The organism is Streptomyces hyderabadensis, from assembly GCF_020404845.1.
Lineage (GTDB): Bacteria > Actinomycetota > Actinomycetes > Streptomycetales > Streptomycetaceae > Streptomyces > Streptomyces hyderabadensis.
Window position 1 is genome coordinate 59,277 of sequence record NZ_JAIOJZ010000028.1, and the last position, 22,345, is coordinate 81,621.

Sequence of the window (22,345 nt, forward strand, 5' to 3'; positions counted from 1 at the left end):
GACGCCCGGCGGCCGGACCTACGCTGCCCGGATGCGCCTGCACTCCTTGGCGGCCGACGGCCTGATCGCCGCGGCGCTGACGACCGTGGCCGTCCTGCTCGGCACCGAGGCCGTCACCCAGGGGTGGCCCGCGCTCGACCCGCTCGCCTGGACGCTCGTCGCCCTGCTGACCCTCCCGCTCGTACTGCGCACCCGCGCCCCCGTCGCCGTCTGCCTCGCCGTCCACGCCTGCTGGGCCGCGTACATCACCCTCGGCCACTGGCCCGTCGTCGGCTCCTTCGGCCCCATGCTCGCCGTCTACACCGTCGCCTCCCTGCGCCCCCACCGCACCGCCGCCGCCTGCGCCGCCCTGCTCGCCGCGGTCTGGATCTACGCCGGGCTGCGCACGGACGGCGGGTCGATGGCCTCGGTGGCGGGGCAGGCCGTGGGCTTCCCGCTGGTGCTGTGGCGGTTCGGCCACGTGGCCCGCCGGACCGGCGAGCTGACGCTGCGGCTGCGCGCCGAACAGGCCGACCGGGCCCGGCGCGAGGTCGCCGGGGAACGGGTGCGGATCGCCCGCGAACTGCACGACGTGGTCGCCCACCACATCGCCGTCATCAACGTCCAGGCGGGTCTCGCCCGCTTCGTCTTCCACTCCGACGCCCGCACCGCGCGCGAGGCCCTGGACACCATCGAGGGCGCCAGCGGCGAGGCGCTGGCCGAACTGCGCCGCATGCTCGGCCTGTTGCGCGCCGACGGCGTGCAGGGCGCGGACGGCGCTCCGGCGCCCGGCCTCGGCCAGCTCGACGAGATGGTCACCCGGGTGCGCACCGGCGGCGTGGCCGTGGACCTGCGCGTCACCGGCACCCCGCGCCCGCTGCCGCCCGGCGTCCAGCTGTGCGTCTACCGGGTGGTGCAGGAAGCCCTCACCAACGTGCTCAAGCACGCCCCCGGCGCGGACGCCGCCGTGGAACTCGCCTACCGCGCGGGCGAGGTGACGGTGTCGGTGACCGACGACGGGCCCGCCGGGGGACCGGATCAGGACATACCCGCCGAACGCGGCGGCCACGGCTTGATCGGAATGCGGGAGAGGGCCAAGCTCTACGGCGGGACGATCGCCGTCGGCCCGCGCAGCGAGGGTGGATTCGGCGTGCGCCTGACCCTGCCGACGCCGGTACCAGCCGCACGCCGGGGAGACACCGTCCGGGAATGACCGACGCAGACCGGGACCGCCCGACGGACGGGCCGATACGCCTGCTCGTCGTCGACGACCAGTACCTCGTCCGCAGCGGCCTCGCCGCACTGCTGCGCGCCGCCCCCGGCATGGAGGTCGCCGGCGAGGCGGCCGACGGCGCCGAGGCGGTGGAGCTGGCCGCGCGGATCCGGCCGGACGTGGTCCTGATGGACATCCGGATGCCCGGCCTCACCGGCATCCAGGCCACCGAGCGGATCCTTGCCCAGGCCGTGGACCCCGCGCCCCGGATCCTCGTCCTGACCACCTTCGACCTCGACGAGTACGTGTACGGCGCCCTGCGGGCCGGCGCCTCCGGCTTCCTGCTCAAGGACGCGGGCCCGGAACGGCTGCTGGCCGCGGTGACCGCGGTGCACGGCGGCGACGCGCTGTTCGCCCCCGCGGTCACCCGGCGCCTGGTGGAGGCGTTCACGCGGCTGACGGACACGGGGCGCGCCGAACCCCCGCACGTCCCGGCGCCGCCCGCCCTGACGGCGCTGACCGGCCGCGAGGCGGAGGTCCTGCGCCTGGTGGCCCGCGGTCTGAGCAACGCCGAGGCCGCCGACCGGCTGTTCATCAGCGAGGCCACCGTGAAGACCCACCTCAACCGCACCATGGCCAAACTGGGCCTGACCAGCAGGGCCCAGGCGGTGGTGGTGGCGTACGAGACGGGACTGGTGACGCCGGGCAGCGCGGGCGGCGGGTGACTTCGTGCCGACGGGGGGTGTACCGGGCGCCCGCTGGGTAAGCTGCGCTGACATGGAGCATGAGGTGTTCGTTCCGGTTCCGGCCGAGCGGCTCAGGGACGTGCTGGCCGACCCCGTCCGGGTCGCCCGGGCGGTTCCGGGGCTCCAGCAGGACGCCGGTGCCGAGCCCGTCGCGGGCCGGCTGAAGGTGCGCATCGGCAGTCACTCCATCACCTACCGCGGCGCCGTGCGCCTGTCCGCGCGCGAGGACGGCACCTACGCCGTCGAGGGCGACGCCACCGAGTCGCGCGGCACCGGCGCGGTCACCCTCGCGCTGACGCTGCGCGCGGCCGACGCCGAGGGCGGTGCCACCCTCGTGTTCACCGGGACGGCCACCGCCGACGGCCGGGTCACGGAGCTGCCGCCGGAATCGGTGACCTCGGCCACGACCCGGCTGCTGACCCGCTTCGCGGAGAACCTGGGCACGGCGGCGCAGGCGTCCCCCGCGGCGCCCCCCGACCCGCAGCCGGAACCGGAGCCGCGACCGGACCCCGAGCCGCGCCCCGCCTCCGTCTTCGACACCGAGGTCCCCCCGCCCTCCCTCATGAACACCGACGAGGACGAGGACACGGACGAGGACGCGCACGAAGACACGGACCAGGACACGGACGGGGGCACGGACGACGGGCCCGCCGTCCCGCCCGCCGCCGAGGCCGCGCACGCGCGCCGCACGATGATCGGCCGCAGCGCCGAGGAGGTGGACCACGCCCCGCCGCGCGGCCGGTACGCCCCCGTGCCCGCCCCGCAGGCGAGCGCGGTCGGCGCCCCCCTGCGCTGGGCCGCCCCCGCGGCGGCGCTGGTCGTGGCGTCGGCGATCGTGGTGGGCCGCGCGCTGCGCCGACGCCGCTGAGTGGGGCGCCCTTGATCGCCCCAGTAGGGTCGTGGCGTGAGTAACGAACCCATCACGCTGACCGCGGGCGACGCGGAGGCGACCGTGCTGCCGGGCAACGGCGGCCGGATCGGCGGGCTCCGCGTCGGCGGCACGGAACTGCTCCGCCAGGGCGAACGCTACGGCTGCTTCCCGATGGTCCCCTGGTGCGGACGCATCCGCGACGGCCGCTTCCGCGACGGCGCCGTGGAACACCAGATGCCGCTGAACTCCCCGCCGCACGCCATCCACGGCACCGCCCGCGACGCCGCCTGGCGCACCGCCCGCGTCACCGCGGACGAGGCCGTCCTCACCTACGACCTCGTCGACCCCTGGCCGTACCCCGGCCGCGTCACCCAGGTGGTCGCGCTCGCCGAGGACGGGCTCACCCTGTCGATGTCCGTGGAGACGTACGAGTCGTCCTTCCCGGCGCAGATCGGCTGGCATCCCTGGTTCAACCGGACCCTCGACGGCGAGAACGGCACCGGCGTGGAGATCGCCTTCGACCCCGCCTGGCAGGAGGAGCGCGGCGCCGACCACCTCCCGACCGGCAACCGGGTCGAGCCGAAGCCGGGCCCCTGGGACGACTGCTTCGGCATGCCCGACGGCGTCGACGTCACGCTGACCTGGCCGGGGCGGCTGGAGCTGAAGGTGACCAGCCGGGAGCAGTGGGTCGTGGTGTACGACGAACAGGAGGCCGCCGTCTGTGTGGAGCCGCAGACCGGCCCGCCCAACGGCCTGAACACCCTCCCGCGCCTGGTCACGCCGCTGGAGCCGCTGGAGGCCACGACCACCTGGCGCTGGACCCGGCTCTAAGCTGGGGGCATGACGGACGTACGCGGCGAGCTGCTGCAGCAGATCAAGGACAAGGCCGTGGTGCACGGCAAGGTGACCCTCTCCTCGGGCCTGGAGGCGGACTACTACGTCGACCTGCGCCGCATCACCCTGGACGGCGAGGCCGCGCCGCTGGTCGGGCAGGTGCTGCTCGACCTGACCGCCGACCTGGAGTTCGACGCGGTGGGCGGGCTGACCATGGGCGCCGACCCGGTCGCCGCCAGCATGCTGCACGCCGCCGCCGCGCGGGGCCGGAAGCTGGACGCGTTCGTCGTCCGCAAGGCCGCCAAGGCGCACGGGCTGCAGCGCCGCGTCGAGGGCCCGGACATCAAGGGCCGCCGCGTCCTGGTCGTCGAGGACACCTCCACCACCGGCGGCTCCCCGCTCACCGCCGTCGAGGCGGTGCGCGAGGCCGGGGCCGAGGTGGTCGCCGTCGCCACCATCGTGGACCGGGCGACCGGCGCCGCCGAGAAGATCCAGGACGGCGCGGAGGTGCCGTACCTGTACGCGTACGACAAGGACGAGCTGGGCCTGGACTGACACCAGGGGTACCAGGGGCCGAGACGGGACCGGGGTCCACTCGGGGATTCCCCTTCCGTCTGGAAGGATGGGGCCGACGATGACGTCGCCCCCCAGTCCTAGGTCAGGGCCATAAGCGCCAACACGCCCACCCGCACATACAAGGAGCGGACAGATGCCCATCGCAACTCCCGAGGTCTACAACGAGATGCTGGACCGGGCGAAGGCAGGAAAGTTCGCCTACCCCGCCATCAACGTGACCTCTTCCCAGACGCTGCACGCGGCCCTGCGCGGTTTCGCGGAGGCGGAGAGCGACGGCATCGTCCAGATCTCCACCGGCGGCGCCGAGTTCCTGGGCGGCCAGCACAACAAGGACATGGTGACCGGCGCCGTCGCCCTCGCCGAGTTCGCGCACATCGTCGCCGAGAAGTACGACGTCACCGTCGCCCTGCACACGGACCACTGCCCCAAGGACAAGCTCGACGGGTACGTCCGCCCGCTGCTCGCGGTCTCCGAGGAGCGCGTGAAGGCCGGCCGCAACCCGCTCTTCCAGTCGCACATGTGGGACGGCTCGGCCGAGACCCTGGCCGACAACCTCGCCATCGCCACCGAGCTGCTGGAGCGCGCCCGCGCCGCCAAGATCATCCTTGAGGTCGAGATCACCCCGACCGGCGGCGAGGAGGACGGCGTCTCGCACGAGATCAACGACTCCCTCTACACCACGGTCGACGACGCGCTGCGCACCGTCGAGGCGCTCGGCCTCGGTGAGAAGGGCCGCTACCTGCTCGCCGCGTCCTTCGGCAACGTGCACGGCGTCTACAAGCCGGGCAACGTCGTCCTCCGCCCCGAGCTGCTGAAGGAGCTGAACGAGGGCGTCGCCGCCAAGTACGGTCAGCCGGCCGGCAGCAAGCCGTTCAACTTCGTCTTCCACGGCGGCTCCGGCTCCACCGCCGAGGAGATCGCGACCGCCCTGGAGAACGGCGTGGTCAAGATGAACATCGACACGGACACCCAGTACGCCTTCACGCGTCCGGTCGCCGACCACATGTTCCGCAACTACGACGGCGTCCTCAAGGTCGACGGCGAGGTCGGCAACAAGAAGACGTACGACCCGCGCACCTGGGGCAAGCTGGCCGAGGGCGGCATGGCGGCGCGCGTCGTCGAGGCCTGCGGTCACCTGCGCTCGGCGGGCCAGAAGATCAAGTAACACCCGGCCGTCCGCACGGCCTTTTGCACGAGCCCGGCGCCCCCGCGCGCCGGGCTCGCTGTATACCTGGGGCCATGCCCGACGTCCGGCTGGCCTCACCGCAAGGCAAGTGGATCCTGTTCACCACCGTCCTCGGCTCCAGCATGGCGCTGCTGGACTCCACCGTCGTCAACGTCGCGCTGCCCCACATCGGGCGCGACCTCGGCGCGGACCTCGCCGCGCTCCAGTGGACCGTCAACGCCTACATGGTGACGCTGGCCGGTCTGATCCTCCTCGGCGGCGCCCTCGGCGACCGGTTCGGCCGCCGCCGGATCTTCGTCCTCGGCGTGCTGTGGTTCGCCGCCGCGTCCCTGCTGTGCGGCCTCGCGCCGAACGCCGGGGTGCTGATCGCGGCCCGTGCCCTCCAGGGCGTCGGCGGCGCGCTGCTCACCCCCGGCTCCCTCGCCCTCATCCAGGCTTCCTTCCACGCCGACGACCGGGGCCGGGCGGTGGGCCTGTGGTCCGGCTTCGGGGGCGTCGGCGCGGCGGTGGGGCCGTTCCTCGGCGGCTGGCTGGTGGACGGCGCGGGCTGGCGCTGGGTGTTCCTGCTCAACGTCCCGCTGGCGCTGCTGTGCGCGCCGGTCGCGCTGCGGCACGTGCCGGAATCCTCCGACCAGCGTGCCCACACCCGCTTCGACGTGCTCGGCGCGACCCTGTGCGCGGCGGCCCTCGCGCTGCTCACCTACGCCCTGATCGAGGCCCGTACGGCGTCCTGGGCGGTGGCGCTCAGCGCGGTGGCCGGGGCGGTGGCCGCCGTGGCCTTCGTCGCCGTCGAGCGGCGCGGCAAGGACCCGATGATGCCGCTGGACGTCTTCTCCTCCCGCCAGTTCACGGCGGTCAACATCGTCACGCTGTGCGTGTACGCGGCCTTCGGCGGCTTCTTCTTCCTCGCCGCGCTCCAGCTCCAGGTCGTCGTCGGCTGGTCCGCGCTGGCCGCCGGTACGGCGCTGCTGCCGACCACCGTCCTGATGCTGCTGCTCTCCGCCCGCTCCGGAGAACTCGCCGAGCGCCTCGGCCCGCGCCTCCAGCTCACGGCCGGTCCCCTGCTCTGCGCCGCCGGGATGGTCCTGATGCTGCGGGTCGGCCCGGACGCCTCCTACCTCGCCGACGTACTTCCCGCCCTGCTGGTCCTCGGCCTCGGCATGGTCACCCTGGTCGCCCCGCTGACGGCGAGCGTGCTGGCCGCCGTGGACACCGCGCGCGCCGGTCTGGCCAGCGGCATCAACAACGCGGCGGCCCGTGCGGCGGGGCTCGTCGCGGTCGCCGCGCTGCCGCTGCTCACCGGCATGGGCGAGGAGGCGTACCGGTCGGCTGCGGCGTTCGACGACGCGTTCGGACCGGCGATGCTGATCTGCGCGGGCGTCCTGGTGGCGGGCTCCGTCATCGCCTTCACCACCGTCCGCCGCCCCGCCCCGGACTGCCCCCGCCCCGACTGCCGCACCCACGGCTCGGTACTGACACCCCCGCTGGAGGGAGACCACCTGACCCCACCCACCCCGTGAGCGAAGCAGCCGCCACCCCGGTGACGCCCTGAAGGGGCGCGGGGAACCGCGCACGGACCGGGAACGCAGGGCGCCGCCCTGACGGACGCCCCGGTGACGCCCTGAAGGGGCGCGGGGAACCGCGCACGGACCGGGAACGCAGGGCGCCGCCCTGACGGACGCCCCGGTGACGCCCTCAAGGGGCGCGGGGAACTGCGCGCTCAACCACAGCGCACCCGCACCCGACAACGCACCCCACCCCACCTCACCGCCGCCCCCGCCCAGCCGCCGCCGGCAATACCGCAGACTTGTCCCATGGCCATTCACGAGAACCTCCTCGGGGGACCGCCCCCGACCCACCTCCCCGACGACCCGGGCCCGCGCGAGCTGCTCGCGACCGGCACCACCCCCGCCGACGTCGCCGCGAAGTACCCGACGTCCTCGCTCGCCTGGGCCCGCCTGGCCGACGAGGCGTTCGAGCGGGGCAGCGTCGTGGAGTCGTACGCGTACGCCCGTACGGGCTACCACCGCGGCCTCGACGCCCTGCGCCGCAGCGGCTGGAAGGGGCACGGCCCGGTGCCCTGGGAGCACGAGCCGAACCGCGGCTTCCTGCGCGCCCTGCACGCCCTCGCCCGCGCCGCCCAGGCGATCGGCGAGAAGGAGGAGTACGAGCGCTGCAGCGAGTTCCTGAAGGACTCCTCGCCGGCCGCGGCCGAAGTGCTGGGCTGACCGCCCCCGGCCACCCGCCCCCGGCTCCCGCGGGCCCGTCCGCCGTGCGCGGGCGGGCCTTGCGGTTTCCTGCGACGATTGCGGAGGATGCCGTTGGGGACCGGGGCCCCGTGCCGGTAACGGCAGGGCGGACCGCTACCCGTGCACATCAGGAGACAGCGATGTCCCACGACGCCCCGAATCTCGACTTCGAGGGCAGCACGCCGTACGAGGACTACGTCAAGGCGGACGTGCTCACCCACCTCCAGCACACCCTCTCCGACGATCCCGGAGAGATGGTCTTCCTGGTCACGACCCAGGTCATGGAGCTGTGGTTCACCGTCATCGTCCACGAATGGGAGACCGCCGCCCGCGCCCTGCGCGAGGACCGGATCCCGGTGGCGACCGACGCGCTCAAGCGCTCCGTGCGGGAGCTGGAGGCCCTGAACGCCTCCTGGACCCCCCTGGCCCAGCTCACCCCGGCCCAGTTCAACTCCTACCGGTCCGCCCTCGGCGAGGGCTCCGGTTTCCAGTCGGCGATGTACCGCCGCCTGGAGTTCCTGCTCGGCGACAAGTCCGCGTCCATGCTCGTCCCGCACCGCGGCGTCCCGCGCGCCCACGCGGAGCTGGAGAAGGCACTGCAGGAGCCGAGCCTGTACGACGAGGCGGTCCGGCTGCTGGCCCGGCGCGGGTACGACATCCCCGACGCCGTGCTCGACCGCGACCTCACCCAGAAGTACGAGGCCGCCCCCGAGGTGGAGGCCGCCTGGACGGCCGTCTACTCCGGCGACCAGAACGGCGAGCTGGCCCGCCTCGGCGAGGCCCTCACCGATGTCGCCGAGCTGGTCTGGCGCTGGCGCAACGACCACCTGGTCGCCACCCGCCGCGCGATGGGCGCCAAGACCGGAACGGGCGGCTCCGCCGGGGTGGCCTGGCTGGAGAAGCGAGCCCGGAACAACGTGTTCCCCGAGCTGTGGACGGCGCGGTCGTATGTCTGAACTCCAGCGGATCGCCGAGGAACTGGACGCCGCCGACCCGCTGGCCGCGGTGCGCGGGAAGTTCGTCCTGGACGACGTGACGTACCTCGACGGCAACTCCCTCGGCGCCCTGCCGGCGCACGTCCCCGGACGCGTCGAGGACGTCGTACGGCGCCAGTGGGGCGAGCTGCGCATCCGGTCCTGGGAGGAGAGCGGCTGGTGGACCGCGCCCGAGCGGATCGGCGACCGGATCGCCCCGCTGGTCGGGGCGGCCGCCGGGCAGGTCGTGGTCGGCGACTCGACCAGCGTCAACGTCTTCAAGGCGCTGGTCGCCGCGGTGCGGATGGCCGAGCAGGACGGGCGCACCGGCGGCGGGTCCGAACGCCGGAACCGACCGGTCCGGGACGAGATCCTGGTCGACGCCACCACCTTCCCCACCGACGGGTACATCGCCGAGTCGGCGGCCCGGATGACGGGGTGCACCCTGCGCCCGGTGGCCCCGGCCGAGGTGCCGTCGGCGCTGGCGGACCGGGGCGGGCGCACCGCCGCCGTGCTGCTCAATCACGTCGACTACCGCACGGGCCGGCTGCACGACCTGCCCGCGCTCACCGCCGCGGTGCACGCGGCGGGGGCGTACGCGGTGTGGGACCTGTGCCACAGCGCGGGCGCGCTGCCGGTCGGGCTCGACGAGCACGGCGTCGACCTGGCGGTCGGCTGCACCTACAAGTACCTCAACGGTGGCCCCGGCTCGCCCGCGTATCTGTACGTGCGCCGCGACCTCCAGCCCCGCTTCGACTCCCCGCTGCCGGGCTGGAACTCGCACGCCGAGCCGTTCGGCATGCGGTCCGACTACGCCCCGGCCTCCGGCGCGCCGCGCGGGCGGGTCGGTACGCCGGACATCCTCTCCCTGCTGGCCCTGGAGGCGGCCCTGGACGTGTGGGACGAGGAGGGCGTCTCGGTGGCGGCGGTGCGGGCCAAGTCGCTGGCGCTGACGGACTTCTTCCTGCGCTGCGTCGGGGCGTACGTCCCGGACGGCCGCGTGGAGTCGGTGACCCCGGAGGCGCATGCCGAGCGGGGCAGCCAGGTCGCGCTGCGCTGCGAGGACGCCGGTGAGGTGATGAAGCAGCTGATCGAGCGCGGGGTGGTCGGCGACTACCGCGCCCCCGACGTACTGCGCTTCGGCTTCACCCCGCTGTACGTCGGCTTCGCGGACGTCGAGTGGGCGGCGCGGGTGCTGGCCCGGACGCTGGCCGGCTGAGCCGCGGGCGGGGCGGCCGGGTCGCAGGGCCGCGGCTCGGGGCGCCGGGTGGGGACCGTACACCCCCTCGTCCGGTCCTCACCCAGCGTCACATCCCCGTGTCCGCGCACGTCACCTGCCTGATAACGTCCCGCCAACGGCCGATTTCATTCCCCCGGTCCGCCAACACCGTTTTGTCGCTGAGAGGTTGAGCATGCCGGACGCCGCCGCAGAACCGGGCACCGCTGCCGCGAGGAACGCGGCGGAGGAGAAATCGGCCCTGTCCCACCCGGCGGTCGCGCCCGACTCCACCGCCGGTTACGGCGACCACCCCGACCAGGTGGTCGACTTCTACGTGCCGCGCGGCGGGGCGGGCGCCGGTGAGGCGGCTCCCGTCGTGGTGGTTCTGCACGGGGGCTCGTGGCGCGCCCCGTACGACCGGCGGCACATCAGCCCGTTCGCCGGTTTCCTGGCCCGGCGGGGCTTCGCCGTGGCCAGCGTGGAGTACCGGCGCGGGGCCGAGGGCCCTGCCGGTGACGGTTCCGGGGAGCCCGTCGCCGGGCGTTGGCCCGACACGTTCGACGACGTGGCCGCCGCGCTGGACGCGCTGCCGGAACTGGTCGGACGGCATCTGCCGCGGGCGGACGCGCGGCGCACGGTGCTCACCGGCCACTCCGCCGGCGGCCACCTGGCCCTGTGGGCGGCCGCCCGGCACCTGCTGCCCGCGGACGCCCCGTGGCGGACGGATCGCCCGGCGCCCCTGCGGGGCGTGGTCGCGCTGGCGCCGATCGCCGACTTCGGGGTCGCCGACAAGCTCGACGTGTGCGGTGGGGCGGCGCGTCAACTGCTGGGCGGCGGCGAGCTGTTCGCCGAGCGCCGCCCGTACGCCGACCCCGCCCTGCTGCTGCCCACCGGGATCGCGACGACCCTCGTGCAGGGCCGGGCCGACGTGGACGTCCCGCAGGCGGTCGCCGAGGCGTACGCCGACGCGGCGGCGAGGGCCGGGGAGGTGGTGGGGGTGACGCTGCTGGAGGACGTCGGCCACTACCCGCTGATCGACCCGGCGGCGGACGCGTGCGCGGTGGTGGCGGAGGAGATCGCTCAGCTGGCCTGGTGAGCGGACGGCGGGTGTCGTCGTCCCCATAGAGGGGGTGTCGCCATCCCCGTAATAGCGGGTGTCGTCGTACCCGTAGTACCTGAGAGCTACCCGCCAGGTGAGTTCCCTGGCGGGACGCGGGTTACCCGGCCCGATTCATAACTTCCCCTTCAGACGCGCCCGATGGGCGGGCGTGCGGGAGGGGAGTGGTCATGGGGCCCGGGACGGCGGTACGTTGGCGGCGGCGTGTGGGCCGATGGCGTCGCGCCGGGTGTGCCGCCCTCATCGCCGGTGCCGTGGTGCTCCCGCTCTCCGGGGCCGCGCAGCCCCGGATCCCCGCCCCGGCCCCCGCCGCGCTCGCGCCCCCGACGGCCGCCACCCTGGACGAGGCGTACGCCGCCAACCGGGCCAACGCGGCGCGGGCGTCCCGGATGGCCGCCGGACACGGCGACGACCACCGGGCGGCGGCGGACCGTGCGATGGCCGACCGGTCCCGCCACCTCCTCGCCTTCGACGGCCGGGGCGCCGGACTGGCCACCGAGGTCTTCGGCGACCTGGCGCACGCCGACCGCGTCGCCGTCCTGGTCCCGGGCTCCGACACCGGACTCGACACCTACGGCCGCTTCCGCACCGCCGCCCTCGCCCTGCACCGGCAGCTCGCCGCCGAGGCTCCCGCGGGGACCCGCACGGCCGTCGTCGCGTGGCTGGGCTACGAGACGCCGGGCACCGTCAGCACCACCGTCGCCACGACCGGCCGCGCCGACCGGGCCGCGCCCAGGCTGCGCGGCCTGGTCGGCGACCTGCGCCGGATCACCGGCCCGGGCACGCGGGTCGCCCTCCTCTGCCACTCCTACGGCTCGGTGGTCTGCGCCCGCGCCGCCCACGGCCTGGACGTCGCCGACATCGTCCTGGTCGGCAGCCCCGGTACCGGAGCCGACACCGCCGCCGGTCTGCACACCGACGCCCGGATCTGGGCGGGGCGCGGCGCCGACGACTGGGTGGAGCACGTGCCGCACGTCAGCGCCGGCCTGTTCGGCACCACCGTCGGCTTCGGTACGGACCCGGTCTCCCCGGACTTCGGCGCCCGGGTCTTCGACGCCGGCGGCGGCGGCCACAGCGACTACTTCGACCCCGGCTCCCGCTCCCTGACCAACCTGGCCCGGATCGCCCTGGGCGAGACCACGGAGGTGACCCATGACTGACCCGACCCCGGCGCCCCCGCGCGGCGCCCTGCGCGCGGCCGCCGCCCGCATCGACGCCGCCACGCCCGAGGACCGGGACCGGGCCGTCGACGCCCTGCGCGGTTTCGCCATCCTCGGGGTGGTGCTCGGGCACTGGCTGGTGACGGCCCTGGTCGCCGACGGCGCCGGCCTGCACGCGGCCAGTCCGCTGCGGGACATGCCCTGGCTCGCCCCGGTCTCCTGGGCCTTCCAGACGCTCGCCGTGTTCTTCCTGGTCGGCGGCCACGTAGCCACGCGTGGCTACGTCTCGGCCCGGGACCGCGGCGAGTCCTACGGCCGCTGGCTGAGCGCCCGGCTGTCCCGGCTGTTCCGACCGGTCGCGGCCGTCCTGGCCCTGTGGACGGTGACGGCGGCGCTGCTCCTGCTCACCGGCGCGGACCTCGCGACCGTCCACACGCTGGTGAAGCTGGCGCTGTCCCCGATGTGGTTCCTGCTGGTCTTCGCCGCGCTGACCGCGGCGACGCCGCTGCTGACCCGGCTGCATCCGCTGTGGCCGCTGGTCGTCGTCCTCCACATAGACCTGCTGCGCTTCGGGTTGGGCGCACCGTCCTGGCTCGGCTGGGTCAACCTCGCGGCCGGCTGGCTGGTCCCCTACACCCTGGGCGCCGCCTGGACCCGCGGCGAGCTGGACCGCCGTCGTTCGGGCTGGATCCTGCTGACCGTCGGCACGGCGGCGACGGCGGCGCTCGTCGCCTGGGCGGGCTACCCGGCGTCGATGGTCGGTGTCCCCGGCGCTGCGGTGTCGAACCTCAACCCGCCGACCCTGGCCGCCGTCACCTTCGGCCTGGCCCAGTGCGGGCTCGCCCTGCTGCTGCGCGAGCGGCTGCGCCGTGCGCTGCGGCGTCCCGTGGCCTGGGCGGCGGTGGCGCTGGTCAATCTCTCCGCGATGACGATCTTCCTCTGGCACCAGACGGCACTGATGGCGACCACGGCCACCGGTCTCCTCGCGGGCCGTCTGCCGGGCCTGCACACGGCACCCGACGGCCTGGACTGGGTCGCGGCCCGGCTCGCCTGGCTGCCGGTGTTCGCGCTGGTCCTGGCCGTTTGCTGGGCCACGTTCCGCTCCTGCGAGCAGCGTGGCCGAGGGCGGCGAGGCTCCCGGGTCGTGCGCGCGCACCGACCGCAGCGCCGGGCGACCGCGGCGGGTGCCCGCCATGTCTAGGGTGGAGCCCGTGAAGCGATGGGGGAAACGGCAAGGGGCCCGGTGGTGGGCCCGGGCCGAGCGCCTGCTGCGCGTGCTCCACGACGACCTGTGGACCTGGCGTGCCGACCCGCTGCCGCCGTCGGTGTGGCTGCGCTGGTTCCCGCACGGGGTCGTGTGCCTGGCGGCGCTCGGGGTGCTGCTGGGCGATGCCGGTCAGCTCGGCGAGAACGGCGGCATCGAGCCGGGCTTCGCCTTCGTCATCGCGGTCGCCGAGGCCGGCGCGATGGTGCTCGCCCTGTGGCGGCCGGTCGCGGCGTGGTGGCTGTCGCTGGCCGCCATGCTGGTGGGGGCACTCGCCGTGCGGGCCGAGATGGTCGCGGGGGGTGACAAGTTCACCTGGCCCTGGCCGGCCGCCGCACTCATCGGGCACATGTTCGTCCTGCTGCTGCTCGCGCTGCGGGTGCGTACGCGGGTGTCGTTGGAGGCGCTGGCCCTGACCGCTCTCCTCACGTATGTCGTGCAGGGCGTGGTGGGCGCGCTGAACTACCAGCCGACCGGACAGCTCGCCGTCATCCTGTTCGCGGTCGTCGTCGTCCTCGGCATCGCCCTGCGAGGCCGCCGCGAGGCACGCACGGAACTCGCCCAGCAGACCACGCTCACCGCCGAGGAGCGGGCCCGGCGCACCCTGCTGGAGGAGCGCGGCCGCATCGCGCGCGAGCTGCACGACGTGGTCGCCCACCACATGTCGGTGATCTCCATCCAGGCCCAGGTCGCGCCCCTGCTGGTCAAGGACCCGCCGGACGAGCTGAAGGAGAATCTGGCCGGCATCCGGCAGAACGCGCTGGAGGCGCTCACCGAGCTGCGCCGGGTGCTGGGCGTGCTGCGCTCCGAGCACCCGGACGCGTTGGAGGCGCCCGAGGGAGGCGACGGGGCGGCCCCGCACGCCCCGCAGCCCACCCTCGACCGGCTCGACGCGCTGGTGGAGAACACCCGGGCCGCCGGGCTGACCGTCACCACCACCACGAGCGGACGGCGCAGACCGCTGCCGCCCGGCGTCGAGCTGTCGGCGTACCGGATCGTGCAGGAGGCACTCAGCAACGTGCTGCGGCACGCCCCGGGCGCGAGCGCCGAGGTCCACCTCATCCACCTCCCCATCGGGCTGCGCGTGGTGGTCTCCAACACCCGGCCGTCGCGCGCACCGGCACCGTCGCAGGGGGCCGGGCACGGACTGCTCGGCATGCGGGAGCGGGTGGCGATGCTCGACGGCGCGCTGACGGCGCAGCCGCTGCCGGACGGTGGCTACCAGGTGGCGGCGTTCCTGCCGGTCGACGACCCCGACCTGCCCGCCGACCCCCTGCCCGATCCTTCCTCCGACCCCTTTCCCTTCCCCTTCCCCGACCCTTCCAGCGAGGACGACGCCCCATGACGACCAGCGGCAACGGCCGGGTGATCCGCGTGCTGATCGCCGACGACCAGCAGATGGTCCGGCAGGGTTTCACCGTGCTGCTCAACACCCAGCCCGACATCGAGGTGATCGGGCAGGCGGTGGACGGCCTGGACGCGGTGGCCAAGGTGGCCGAGCTGGCCCCGGAGGTCGTCCTGATGGACATCCGGATGCCCGAGCTGGGCGGTATCGAGGCCACTCGGCGCATCACCGGGGCGACCCCGGAGATCAAGGTGCTGGTGCTGACCACCTTCGACCTCGACGAGTACGTGTACGAGGCGCTGCGGGCCGGGGCCTCCGGCTTCCTGCTGAAGGACGCCTCCGCCGACCAGCTCGCCGAGGCGGTCCGGGTGGTGGCCGCCGGTGACGCCCTGCTCGCGCCGGGGATCACGCGACGGCTGATCGCGGAGTTCTCCCGGCTGGACGACCGCCCGCGCGCCCCGCTCAAGGCCCGCGTCGGCGAGCTGACCGAGCGGGAGACGGAGGTGCTCGCCCTCATCGCCCAGGGCCTGTCGAACGCGGAGATCGCCCAGCGTCTGGTGGTCGCCGAGCAGACCGTGAAGACCCATGTGGGCAGGATCCTGGTGAAGCTGGGCCTCAGGGACCGCACGCAGGCGGCGGTGTTCGCGTACGAGTCGGGGCTGGTCCGCCCCGCGGGATACTGAGCCCCGTCGTCGCCTCCGTAGTACTTGAGAGGGATGCCCCAGGACCCCTCTCACAGGTGACGACGTCGGACCTGCGCTGCGCCTACGGTTGCCAACGTGACCGAGACGACCCAGATGCGGACCACGCCTCCCGGAGGCGGAAGCGGATCGCGCAGCCCCGAGTACCGGCTGACGATGAACGCCCTGAGCGGGCTGCGCGAGGACCTGTTCCACGACGCCTTCGCCTACCGGCCGCTGCCTCGCATGGGCACGGACGGCCCGGTGGCCCGCCACCTGCCGGCCCGGCTGAAGCCCCACGCCGCCCGCCTCCCGCACGCGGTGGTGGCAGCCCTCGCTCTCCTGTGCCTCTACGCCGGGACGGTCGAAGGCGTGCCCGACGGCCCGCTCACCCTGCTGAGCGGGTTGGTGTGCGCGGTTCCGGTGCTGACCACCCTGGTCCGGCCCGTCGGTGCCTTCTGGATGTCCATGGCGGCCACCCCCGTGGTCGCCCTGCTGGGCAGCAGCTATGCGAACTGGCCGTGGCTGCCCGGCGCGTTCCTGTGCCACACCGTGGTCCTGCTGATCGTGGCGATACGCACCCGGCCGCGGACGGCCGCGTGGATGTGGGCCCTGACCGCGGCGTACGGATTCGTGAACGACTCCTTCTGGGGCGCCGGCCACTTCGGGAGCAATGCCACCCCGCTACTGGTCCTCAACGCCTTCGGCCTGCTGCTGGTATCGGTCTGGCACATCCGGCGCGACGCCCGCCGGCAGGTGAGCGCCGAGCAGACGGTCACCGCGCACGAGCGGTCCCGGCGGACCCTGCTGGAGGAGCGCACCACCATCGCGCGCGAGCTGCACGACGTGGTCGCGCACCACATGTCGGTGGTCGCCATCCAGGCGGAGGCCGCGCCCTACCGGGTGGAGAATCCGCCGGAGGAGCTGGAGCGGGCCTTCGCCACCATCCGGGAGAACGCGGTGGCGGCCCTCACCGAGCTGCGCCGCGTCCTGGGCGTCGTCCGCGCCGAGGACTACGAGGCGCCGGACGCCCCGCAGCCGACGCTCGCCGACCTGGACGCCCTGCTCGCCAACGTCCGCGAGGCGGGCCTGCCCGTGGACAAGGTGGTGACCGGCGCGGTGCGCGAGCTGCCGCCCGGGGTGGAGCTGTCGGCGTACCGGATCGTGCAGGAGGCGTTGAGCAACAGCCTGCGTCACGCGCCCGGCGCGACGGCCCGCGTCGAGGTCTCCTACGTCCTGGGCGGTCTGGGCCTGCGCGTCGTCAACACCGCCGTCCCGCCGAACACCCTGGTCAAGCCCTCGCCCGGCGCCGGGCACGGCATCACCGGCATGCGCGAGCGCGTCTCGATGCTGAACGGCGGGATGACGGCGGGACCGACGGACGACGGAGGGTACGAGGTGGCGGTGTTCCTGCCGGTCACGGTGCAGACCGAGGATGAAGCATGACGATCCGCGTACTGATCGCCGACGACCAGATGATGGTGCGCGAGGGCTTCTCCGTCCTGTTGAACGCGATGCCGGACATCGAGGTCGCCGGTGAGGCGGTCAACGGCCGGGAGGCGGTGGCGAAGGTCCGCGAGCTGGCCCCGGACGTCGTCCTGATGGACATCCGCATGCCCGAGCTGAACGGCATCGAGGCGACGCGGGAGATCGTGGCGGCGGACAGCACGTCGAAGGTGCTGGTCCTCACCACCTTCGACCTCGACGAGTACGTGTACCAGGCGCTGCGCGCGGGCGCCTCCGGCTTCCTCCTCAAGGACGCCTCGGCCCGCCAGCTCGCGGACGGCGTCCGGGTGGTGGCGGCGGGCGAGGCCCTTCTCGCCCCCTCGGTCACCAAGCGCCTGATCACCGAGTTCTCCAAGCTCTCCGACGCCCCGCGGCTGATGCCCTCGGCGCAGGCGGCCTACGGCGACCTGACCGAGCGCGAGACGGAGGTCCTGGTCCTGATCGCGCAGGGCCTGTCCAACTCGGAGATCGCCGAGCGCCTGGTGGTCGCCGAGTCGACGATCAAGACCCACGTCAGCCGGGTCCTGGTGAAGCTGGGCCTGCGCGACCGCACCCAGGCGGCGGTCTTCGCCTACGAGGCCCGCCTGGTGACCCCGGGCTAGACCCGAGGGGAGGCCGCCGCACGGCGCATCAGGAAGGGCCCCTCAGAACGGCTCCTCCCCTTCCACGGACGGCTCTTCGTTTCCTATCGTCCGTTTATGACGGCTGCATCCGAAGAAGCTCGCGAGTCCGGCCCCGCGTTCGACCCGTGGGACCCCGCCTTCGTCGACGACCCGTACCCCGCCTTCGCCGAGCTGCGGGCCCGGGGGCGGGTGCTCTACTACGAGCCGAGCGACCAGTGGCTGGTCCCGCACCACGCGGACGTGTCGGCGCTGCTGCGCGATCGCCGCCTCGGCCGGACCTACCAGCACCGTTTCAGCCACGAGGACTTCGGCCGCACCCCGCCCCCGCCGGAGCACGAGCCCTTCCACACGCTCAACGACCACGGCATGCTCGACCTGGAGCCGCCGGACCACACCCGTATCCGGCGCCTGGTGTCGAAGGCGTTCACGCCGCGGACCGTGGAGCGGCTGAAGCCGTACGTGCACGGGCTGGCGGACGACCTGGTGTCCCGGCTGGTCGCGGCGGGCGGCGGCGATCTGCTGACGGACGTGGCCGAGCCGCTGCCGGTCGCCGTGATCGCCGAGATGCTGGGCATCCCGGAGTCCGACCGCGCCCCGCTGCGCCCCTGGTCGGCGGCCATCTGCGGGATGTACGAGCTGAACCCGTCCGAGGAGACGGCGGCGCAGGCGGTCCGGGCCTCGCTCGACTTCTCGGAGTACCTGCGCACGCTCATCGCGGCCCGTCGCAAGGACCCCGGCGACGACCTGATCTCGGGCCTGATCGCCGCGCACGACGAGGACGACGACCGCCTCACCGAGCAGGAGATGATCTCGACCTGCGTGCTGCTGCTGAACGCCGGTCACGAGGCCACGGTGAACGCCACGGCCAACGGCTGGCTGGCGCTCTTCCGCAACCCCGGCCAGCTGGCGGCCCTGCGCGCCGACCACGCGCTGGTCCCGTCCGCGGTGGAGGAGCTGATGCGCTACGACACCCCGCTCCAGCTCTTCGAGCGCTGGGTCCTCGACGAGATCGAGATCGACGGGACGACCCTCCCGCGCGGCGCGGAGGTGGCGATGCTGTTCGGCTCGGCCAACCACGACCCGGCGGTCTTCGCCGACCCCGAACGCCTCGACGTCAGCCGCCGGGACAACCCCCACATCTCCTTCAGCGCCGGCATCCACTACTGCATCGGCGCCCCCCTGGCCCGCATCGAGCTGGCGGCGTCCATGACGTCCCTGCTGGAGCGGGCCCCGGGCCTGCGCCTGGCGGCGGAACCGGAACGCAGGCCGAACTTCGTGATGCGCGGCCTGACGGAGCTACGCGTGGAGGTCTGAGGACGACGAGGAGGGCGAGGACGACGAGGAGGGCGAGGACGGCGAGGGCACCGCGCGCCGGCGCCGCCCCAGCAGCCAGGCGCCGAGCCCCCAGACCAGGGCGGGCCCGACGGCCCCGGCGAGGAAGACGAAGGGCAGCTCGGTGAAGACGGCACCGAAGTCCTGCCCGTTGTTCTCGAACCCGTTGCCGAGATGCCGCTGCGTGCGGCCGGAGGCGCCCCACAGCCACACGGCCCCCGCGGCACCCGCCATCGACACCAGGCATCCGCCGTACGTCACCGTGTCTCGTTTCATGCAGCTGAGGACGCCGCCGGCCCCCGGGCCGGTTTCCTACGCGGACGTCACGTCCCGCCGCCGCAGTCCGGCGAGCCCCGTCCCCACCAGTGCCGCCGCGATCAGGACCAGTACCAGCACCGGCGACCAGGTCATCTCCCCGCCCGGCAGCTTCGGCAGGTGCCCGTAGGGGGAGACGTCGAGGACGGTCTGCGGCACGTCCAGCGCCGGTCCGACCCAGCCGAGCAGCAGCACCGCGCCCGCGACCGCCCACCCGGCCACCGCCGCCCGGGGCAGCAGCCCGTGCAGCAGCACCGCAGCCCCGCCGATCACCCACACCGCCGGCAGCTGCACCAGGCACGCGCCCAGGATCGCGCCGACGTCCTGCCCGTACCCGGCCGCGAAACCGAGCCCGGCGAGCAGCATGATGAGCGCCGCACCGCCGAAGGCGATCACCAGGTGGCCCGCGGCCCAGCGCAGCCGGCCCACGGCACCCGCGAGCACCGGTTCCGCGCGCCCGGACGTCTCCTCGCCGCTGAGCCGCAGCACCGACGCCACGACGTACAGCGCGGCGACCAGGCCGAGCATCCCGACCATCGCCGACACGAACGCGTCGGTGAGCCCGGCCTGCCCGCCCATCCGCTCGATGATCTCGCGGGCCTGCTCGTTGTCCCCGACCAGATCGGCCGCGCCCTCGGTCATCCCGCCGTAGACGACCCCGGCGAGGAAGAAGCCGATGCTCCAGCCGAGGACGCTGCCGCGCTGCAGGCGCCAGGCCAGCGCACCGGCCGTACCGAGGCGCCCGGCGGCCGGTCCCGGCCGGGTCGGCAGGAAGCTCATGCCGAGGTCCCGGCGCCCGGCGAGGCCGTAGGCCACGGCCCCCTGCGCCACCGTCGCAGCCGCGATCAGCAGCAGTACCCACCACCGTTCACCGGCGAAGGCCCGCAGGTTCTCCAGCCAGCCGAGCGGCGACACCCAGGTGAGGACGGACGAGCCGTCGTCCGTCGCCGAGTCGCCTGCCGCGCGCAGCACGAAGGCCCCGCCCAGGACCGCCGCCGTCAGCCCCCGGGCCAGCCGGGCGCTCTCGGTGAGCTGGGCGACGATGGCCGCCATGGTCGCGAAGAGCATCCCGACGCCGGCGACCCCGAGTCCGAGGGCCGCCGCCCCGGCCGCCCCCTGCCCGCCCAGCCCCACGGCGATCAGCAGGGCCAGTACGGCGTTGGCGACCGCCGCCGCCAGCAGCGCCGCCGTCAGTGAGGCCCGGCGGCCGACCATGCCGGAGGCGACGACCTCCTGCCGCCCGCTCTCCTCCTCGTCCCGGGTGTGCCGTACGACGATCAGCAGGCTCATCACGGCGGCGAGCGCACCGGCGTACAGGCCGACGCGCCAGGCGGTGAGCGCGCCCAGACCGTCGTCGAAGACGGGGCCGACCAGGGCGCGCAGCGAGGCGTTGGTCTCCATCTGCCGCATCAGGTCGGCACGTTCGGCGGCGGTGCCGTACAGGCCCTTGATGGTGCCCGGCATGGAGAGCACCATCAGCGCGTTCACCGCGACCCAGACGGGGATCAGCACCCGGTCGCGGCGCAGGGCGAAGCGCAGCAGCGTGCCGGTGCCGGCCAGTTGGCGCGAGCCCCCGGGCCGGGCCGCGAAGGCGGGGGCGGCGGTTCCGGCGGTGGCGGTCATCGCGCCGTCACCTCCGCCCCGGACTCCGCGCCCTTGGCGTCCTCGGCCTGGTAGTGCCGCAGGAACAGCTCCTCCAGCGTCGGCGGCGTCGAGGTCAGCGACCGCACGCCGGTCTCGCTCAGCGACCTGAGGACGGCGTCCAGCTTGTCGGTGTCGACCTGGAGCCGGACCCGGTGGCCCTGGACGTCGAGGTCGTGGACGCCGGGCAGGCGGGTGAGCCCGTTCGGGGCGCCCGCGAGTTCGGCGGTGACGCTGGTCCGGGTCAGGTGGCGCAGGTCGGCGAGGGAGCCGCTCTCGACGGTCCGCCCCTTGCGGATGATGCTGACCCGGTCGCACAGCTCCTCGACCTCGCTGAGGATGTGGGAGGAGAGCAGCACCGTCCGGCCGCGTTCGCGCTCCTCCTCGACGCACCGCTGGAAGACCTCCTCCATCAGCGGGTCGAGCCCCGAGGTGGGTTCGTCGAGGATCAGCAGGTCGACGTCGGAGGCGAAGGCGGCCACCAGGGCCACCTTCTGCCGGTTGCCCTTGGAGTACGTGCGGCCCTTCTTGGTCGGGTCGAGTTCGAACCGCTCGACCAGGTCCGCGCGCCGCCGGGTGTCGAGTCCGCCGCGCAGCCTGCCGTAGAGATCGATGACCTCGCCGCCGGAGAGGTTGCGCCACAGCGTCACGTCACCGGGGACGTACGCGATCCGCCGGTGTACCGCCACCGCGTCCGCCCACGGGTCGCGGCCGAGCACCTGCGCGGCGCCGGAGTCGGCGCGCAGCAGGCCGAGCAGGACCCGGATGGTGGTGGACTTGCCGGCTCCGTTGGGTCCGAGGAAGCCGTGGACCTCGCCGGTCTCGACCTCCAGGTCGAGCCCGTCCAGAGCATGCGTGCGTCCGAACGACTTGTGGAGTCCGGAGACGCTGATTGCCTTCGTCATGCTTCGGAAAGTACGCTACTTTCAGAAACTTGTGAAGTTAAGAAACCGTCAGGATGATGGGCGGCACCGGGTGAGAGATGATCGACGGATGACGACGGAACCAGCGGAAGCGGGGCGCGACCCCGAGGCGGTGTCGAAGTTCGTGGAGGGCTTCGCGGCCCAGCTCGTCGAGGCCGGGATGCAGCGCATGCCGGCCCGGGTCTTCGCCGCGCTGCTGGCCTCCGACTCGGGTTCGCTGACCTCCGCGGAACTGGGCGAGACCCTGCGGGTCAGCCCGGCCGCCGTCTCCGGCGCCGTGCGCTACCTCTCCCAGCAGCACATGGTCGCGCGCGAGCGCGAACCCGGCTCGCGCCGGGAGCGCTACCGGGTGCACAGCAACCAGTGGTACGAGGCGCTCACCAACCGTGAGGCCGTCCTCAAGCGCTGGGAGCACGCGCTGAGCGAGGGCGTCACCAGCCTCGGCGCCGACACCCCGGCGGGCCGCCGCATGGCCGAGACGCTCGCCTTCTTCGAGTTCGTCGACGGAGAGATCGCGGCCATGATGGAGCGCTGGCGCGTGCACCGGGAGGAGCGGTTCGGACGGGGGTGACGGTGATCGTAAAAGCGGCAC

The 22,345-nt window shown here is 74.0% G+C and carries 22 protein-coding genes; 19 read left to right on the forward strand and 3 right to left on the reverse strand.

Annotated features, from left to right (window positions below):
- Positions 1-31: 31 nt before the first annotated feature.
- The 18 genes from K7854_RS22025 (at position 32) to K7854_RS22110 (ending at position 18,856) form a co-directional block, all read left to right on the forward strand.
- On the forward strand, positions 32-1,192 hold the full coding sequence (locus K7854_RS22025; RefSeq protein WP_226028266.1) for a sensor histidine kinase: 1,161 nt from the start codon (positions 32-34) through the stop codon (positions 1,190-1,192).
- Positions 1,189-1,917 (forward strand): response regulator, encoded by a 729-nt coding sequence (locus tag K7854_RS22030; RefSeq protein ID WP_226028267.1) that lies wholly within the window; start codon positions 1,189-1,191, stop codon positions 1,915-1,917. The genes K7854_RS22025 and K7854_RS22030 overlap by 4 nt, the downstream gene beginning before the upstream one ends.
- 52 nt (positions 1,918-1,969) lie before the next feature.
- On the forward strand, positions 1,970-2,806 hold the full coding sequence (locus K7854_RS22035; protein ID WP_226028268.1) for an SRPBCC domain-containing protein: 837 nt from the start codon (positions 1,970-1,972) through the stop codon (positions 2,804-2,806).
- A gap of 36 nt (positions 2,807-2,842) precedes the next feature.
- Positions 2,843-3,640, forward strand: a complete 798-nt coding sequence (locus K7854_RS22040) for an aldose epimerase family protein (protein ID WP_226028269.1) — start codon at positions 2,843-2,845, stop codon at positions 3,638-3,640.
- A 9-nt stretch (positions 3,641-3,649) separates the two neighbouring features.
- A complete protein-coding gene (gene pyrE / locus K7854_RS22045) occupies positions 3,650-4,198 on the forward strand; it encodes an orotate phosphoribosyltransferase (RefSeq protein ID WP_226028270.1) in 549 nt (182 codons plus the stop codon).
- A gap of 154 nt (positions 4,199-4,352) precedes the next feature.
- Positions 4,353-5,384, forward strand: a complete 1,032-nt coding sequence (fbaA, locus tag K7854_RS22050) for a class II fructose-bisphosphate aldolase (RefSeq protein WP_226028271.1) — start codon at positions 4,353-4,355, stop codon at positions 5,382-5,384.
- 74 nt (positions 5,385-5,458) lie between these two features.
- Positions 5,459-6,925, forward strand: coding sequence for an MFS transporter (locus tag K7854_RS22055; protein WP_226028272.1), 1,467 nt, complete (start codon positions 5,459-5,461; stop codon positions 6,923-6,925).
- 294 nt (positions 6,926-7,219) lie between these two features.
- The gene (locus tag K7854_RS22060) at positions 7,220-7,633 is read left to right on the forward strand and encodes a DUF3151 domain-containing protein (RefSeq protein WP_226028273.1); all 414 of its coding nucleotides are present in this window, start codon (positions 7,220-7,222) and stop codon (positions 7,631-7,633) included.
- Positions 7,634-7,794: 161 nt separating this feature from the next.
- Positions 7,795-8,610 (forward strand): tryptophan 2,3-dioxygenase, encoded by an 816-nt coding sequence (locus K7854_RS22065; RefSeq protein ID WP_226028274.1) that lies wholly within the window; start codon positions 7,795-7,797, stop codon positions 8,608-8,610.
- Entirely contained in the window at positions 8,603-9,847 is a 1,245-nt protein-coding gene (kynU, locus tag K7854_RS22070; protein WP_226028275.1) for a kynureninase, read from the forward strand. The genes K7854_RS22065 and kynU overlap by 8 nt, the downstream gene beginning before the upstream one ends.
- A gap of 193 nt (positions 9,848-10,040) precedes the next feature.
- A complete protein-coding gene (locus K7854_RS22075; RefSeq protein ID WP_226028276.1) occupies positions 10,041-10,943 on the forward strand; it encodes an alpha/beta hydrolase in 903 nt (300 codons plus the stop codon).
- A gap of 191 nt (positions 10,944-11,134) precedes the next feature.
- Positions 11,135-12,124, forward strand: a complete 990-nt coding sequence (locus K7854_RS22080; protein ID WP_226028277.1) for an alpha/beta hydrolase — start codon at positions 11,135-11,137, stop codon at positions 12,122-12,124.
- Positions 12,117-13,325, forward strand: a complete 1,209-nt coding sequence (locus tag K7854_RS22085) for an acyltransferase family protein (RefSeq protein ID WP_226028278.1) — start codon at positions 12,117-12,119, stop codon at positions 13,323-13,325. Before K7854_RS22080 ends, K7854_RS22085 begins: the two co-directional genes overlap by 8 nt.
- Positions 13,318-14,733, forward strand: a complete 1,416-nt coding sequence (locus K7854_RS22090) for a sensor histidine kinase (protein WP_226028279.1) — start codon at positions 13,318-13,320, stop codon at positions 14,731-14,733. The genes K7854_RS22085 and K7854_RS22090 overlap by 8 nt, the downstream gene beginning before the upstream one ends.
- The gene (locus tag K7854_RS22095; protein WP_226028280.1) at positions 14,730-15,416 is read left to right on the forward strand and encodes a response regulator; all 687 of its coding nucleotides are present in this window, start codon (positions 14,730-14,732) and stop codon (positions 15,414-15,416) included. The genes K7854_RS22090 and K7854_RS22095 overlap by 4 nt, the downstream gene beginning before the upstream one ends.
- 96 nt (positions 15,417-15,512) lie before the next feature.
- Positions 15,513-16,859 carry a sensor histidine kinase gene (locus tag K7854_RS22100; protein ID WP_226028281.1) on the forward strand — a complete coding sequence of 449 codons (1,347 nt, stop codon included), beginning with the start codon at positions 15,513-15,515 and terminating at the stop codon, positions 16,857-16,859.
- A complete protein-coding gene (locus tag K7854_RS22105; protein ID WP_226028282.1) occupies positions 16,856-17,521 on the forward strand; it encodes a response regulator in 666 nt (221 codons plus the stop codon). The genes K7854_RS22100 and K7854_RS22105 overlap by 4 nt, the downstream gene beginning before the upstream one ends.
- 96 nt (positions 17,522-17,617) lie before the next feature.
- The gene (locus K7854_RS22110; protein WP_226028283.1) at positions 17,618-18,856 is read left to right on the forward strand and encodes a cytochrome P450; all 1,239 of its coding nucleotides are present in this window, start codon (positions 17,618-17,620) and stop codon (positions 18,854-18,856) included.
- On the opposite strand, the gene K7854_RS22115 is transcribed toward K7854_RS22110, so the two are convergent.
- Genes K7854_RS22115 through K7854_RS22125 form a run of 3 tightly spaced genes read right to left on the reverse strand, consistent with a single transcriptional unit; the run spans position 18,839 to position 21,735 of the window.
- Positions 18,839-19,150: a hypothetical protein gene (locus tag K7854_RS22115; RefSeq protein WP_226028284.1), complete on the reverse strand. Its 312-nt coding sequence runs from the start codon at positions 19,148-19,150 to the stop codon at positions 18,839-18,841. The genes K7854_RS22110 and K7854_RS22115 overlap by 18 nt on opposite strands.
- Before the next feature lie 36 nt (positions 19,151-19,186).
- Positions 19,187-20,812, reverse strand: a complete 1,626-nt coding sequence (locus tag K7854_RS22120) for an ABC transporter permease (RefSeq protein WP_226028285.1) — start codon at positions 20,810-20,812, stop codon at positions 19,187-19,189.
- Entirely contained in the window at positions 20,809-21,735 is a 927-nt protein-coding gene (locus K7854_RS22125) for an ABC transporter ATP-binding protein (protein ID WP_226028286.1), read from the reverse strand. The genes K7854_RS22120 and K7854_RS22125 overlap by 4 nt, the downstream gene beginning before the upstream one ends.
- Before the next feature lie 88 nt (positions 21,736-21,823).
- Here K7854_RS22125 and K7854_RS22130 point away from each other — a divergent pair, with 88 nt between their 5' ends.
- The gene (locus K7854_RS22130) at positions 21,824-22,324 is read left to right on the forward strand and encodes a GbsR/MarR family transcriptional regulator (RefSeq protein WP_226028287.1); all 501 of its coding nucleotides are present in this window, start codon (positions 21,824-21,826) and stop codon (positions 22,322-22,324) included.
- The last annotated feature ends 21 nt before the right edge of the window (positions 22,325-22,345 follow it).

Coding starts and splice junctions, on each gene's coding strand:
- K7854_RS22075 (WP_226028276.1), top strand. CDS start 10,041: ATGCCGGACGCCGCCGCAGAACCGGGCACCGCTGCCGCGAGGAACGCG.
- pyrE (WP_226028270.1), top strand. CDS start 3,650: ATGACGGACGTACGCGGCGAGCTGCTGCAGCAGATCAAGGACAAGGCC.
- K7854_RS22055 (WP_226028272.1), top strand. CDS start 5,459: ATGCCCGACGTCCGGCTGGCCTCACCGCAAGGCAAGTGGATCCTGTTC.
- fbaA (WP_226028271.1), top strand. CDS start 4,353: ATGCCCATCGCAACTCCCGAGGTCTACAACGAGATGCTGGACCGGGCG.
- K7854_RS22025 (WP_226028266.1), top strand. CDS start 32: ATGCGCCTGCACTCCTTGGCGGCCGACGGCCTGATCGCCGCGGCGCTG.
- K7854_RS22035 (WP_226028268.1), top strand. CDS start 1,970: ATGGAGCATGAGGTGTTCGTTCCGGTTCCGGCCGAGCGGCTCAGGGAC.
- K7854_RS22105 (WP_226028282.1), top strand. CDS start 16,856: ATGACGATCCGCGTACTGATCGCCGACGACCAGATGATGGTGCGCGAG.
- K7854_RS22030 (WP_226028267.1), top strand. CDS start 1,189: ATGACCGACGCAGACCGGGACCGCCCGACGGACGGGCCGATACGCCTG.
- K7854_RS22080 (WP_226028277.1), top strand. CDS start 11,135: ATGGGGCCCGGGACGGCGGTACGTTGGCGGCGGCGTGTGGGCCGATGG.
- K7854_RS22090 (WP_226028279.1), top strand. CDS start 13,318: ATGTCTAGGGTGGAGCCCGTGAAGCGATGGGGGAAACGGCAAGGGGCC.
- K7854_RS22095 (WP_226028280.1), top strand. CDS start 14,730: ATGACGACCAGCGGCAACGGCCGGGTGATCCGCGTGCTGATCGCCGAC.
- K7854_RS22130 (WP_226028287.1), top strand. CDS start 21,824: ATGACGACGGAACCAGCGGAAGCGGGGCGCGACCCCGAGGCGGTGTCG.
- K7854_RS22110 (WP_226028283.1), top strand. CDS start 17,618: ATGACGGCTGCATCCGAAGAAGCTCGCGAGTCCGGCCCCGCGTTCGAC.
- K7854_RS22125 (WP_226028286.1), bottom strand. CDS start 21,735: ATGACGAAGGCAATCAGCGTCTCCGGACTCCACAAGTCGTTCGGACGC.
- K7854_RS22120 (WP_226028285.1), bottom strand. CDS start 20,812: ATGACCGCCACCGCCGGAACCGCCGCCCCCGCCTTCGCGGCCCGGCCC.
- K7854_RS22060 (WP_226028273.1), top strand. CDS start 7,220: ATGGCCATTCACGAGAACCTCCTCGGGGGACCGCCCCCGACCCACCTC.
- K7854_RS22115 (WP_226028284.1), bottom strand. CDS start 19,150: ATGAAACGAGACACGGTGACGTACGGCGGATGCCTGGTGTCGATGGCG.
- K7854_RS22065 (WP_226028274.1), top strand. CDS start 7,795: ATGTCCCACGACGCCCCGAATCTCGACTTCGAGGGCAGCACGCCGTAC.
- kynU (WP_226028275.1), top strand. CDS start 8,603: ATGTCTGAACTCCAGCGGATCGCCGAGGAACTGGACGCCGCCGACCCG.
- K7854_RS22085 (WP_226028278.1), top strand. CDS start 12,117: ATGACTGACCCGACCCCGGCGCCCCCGCGCGGCGCCCTGCGCGCGGCC.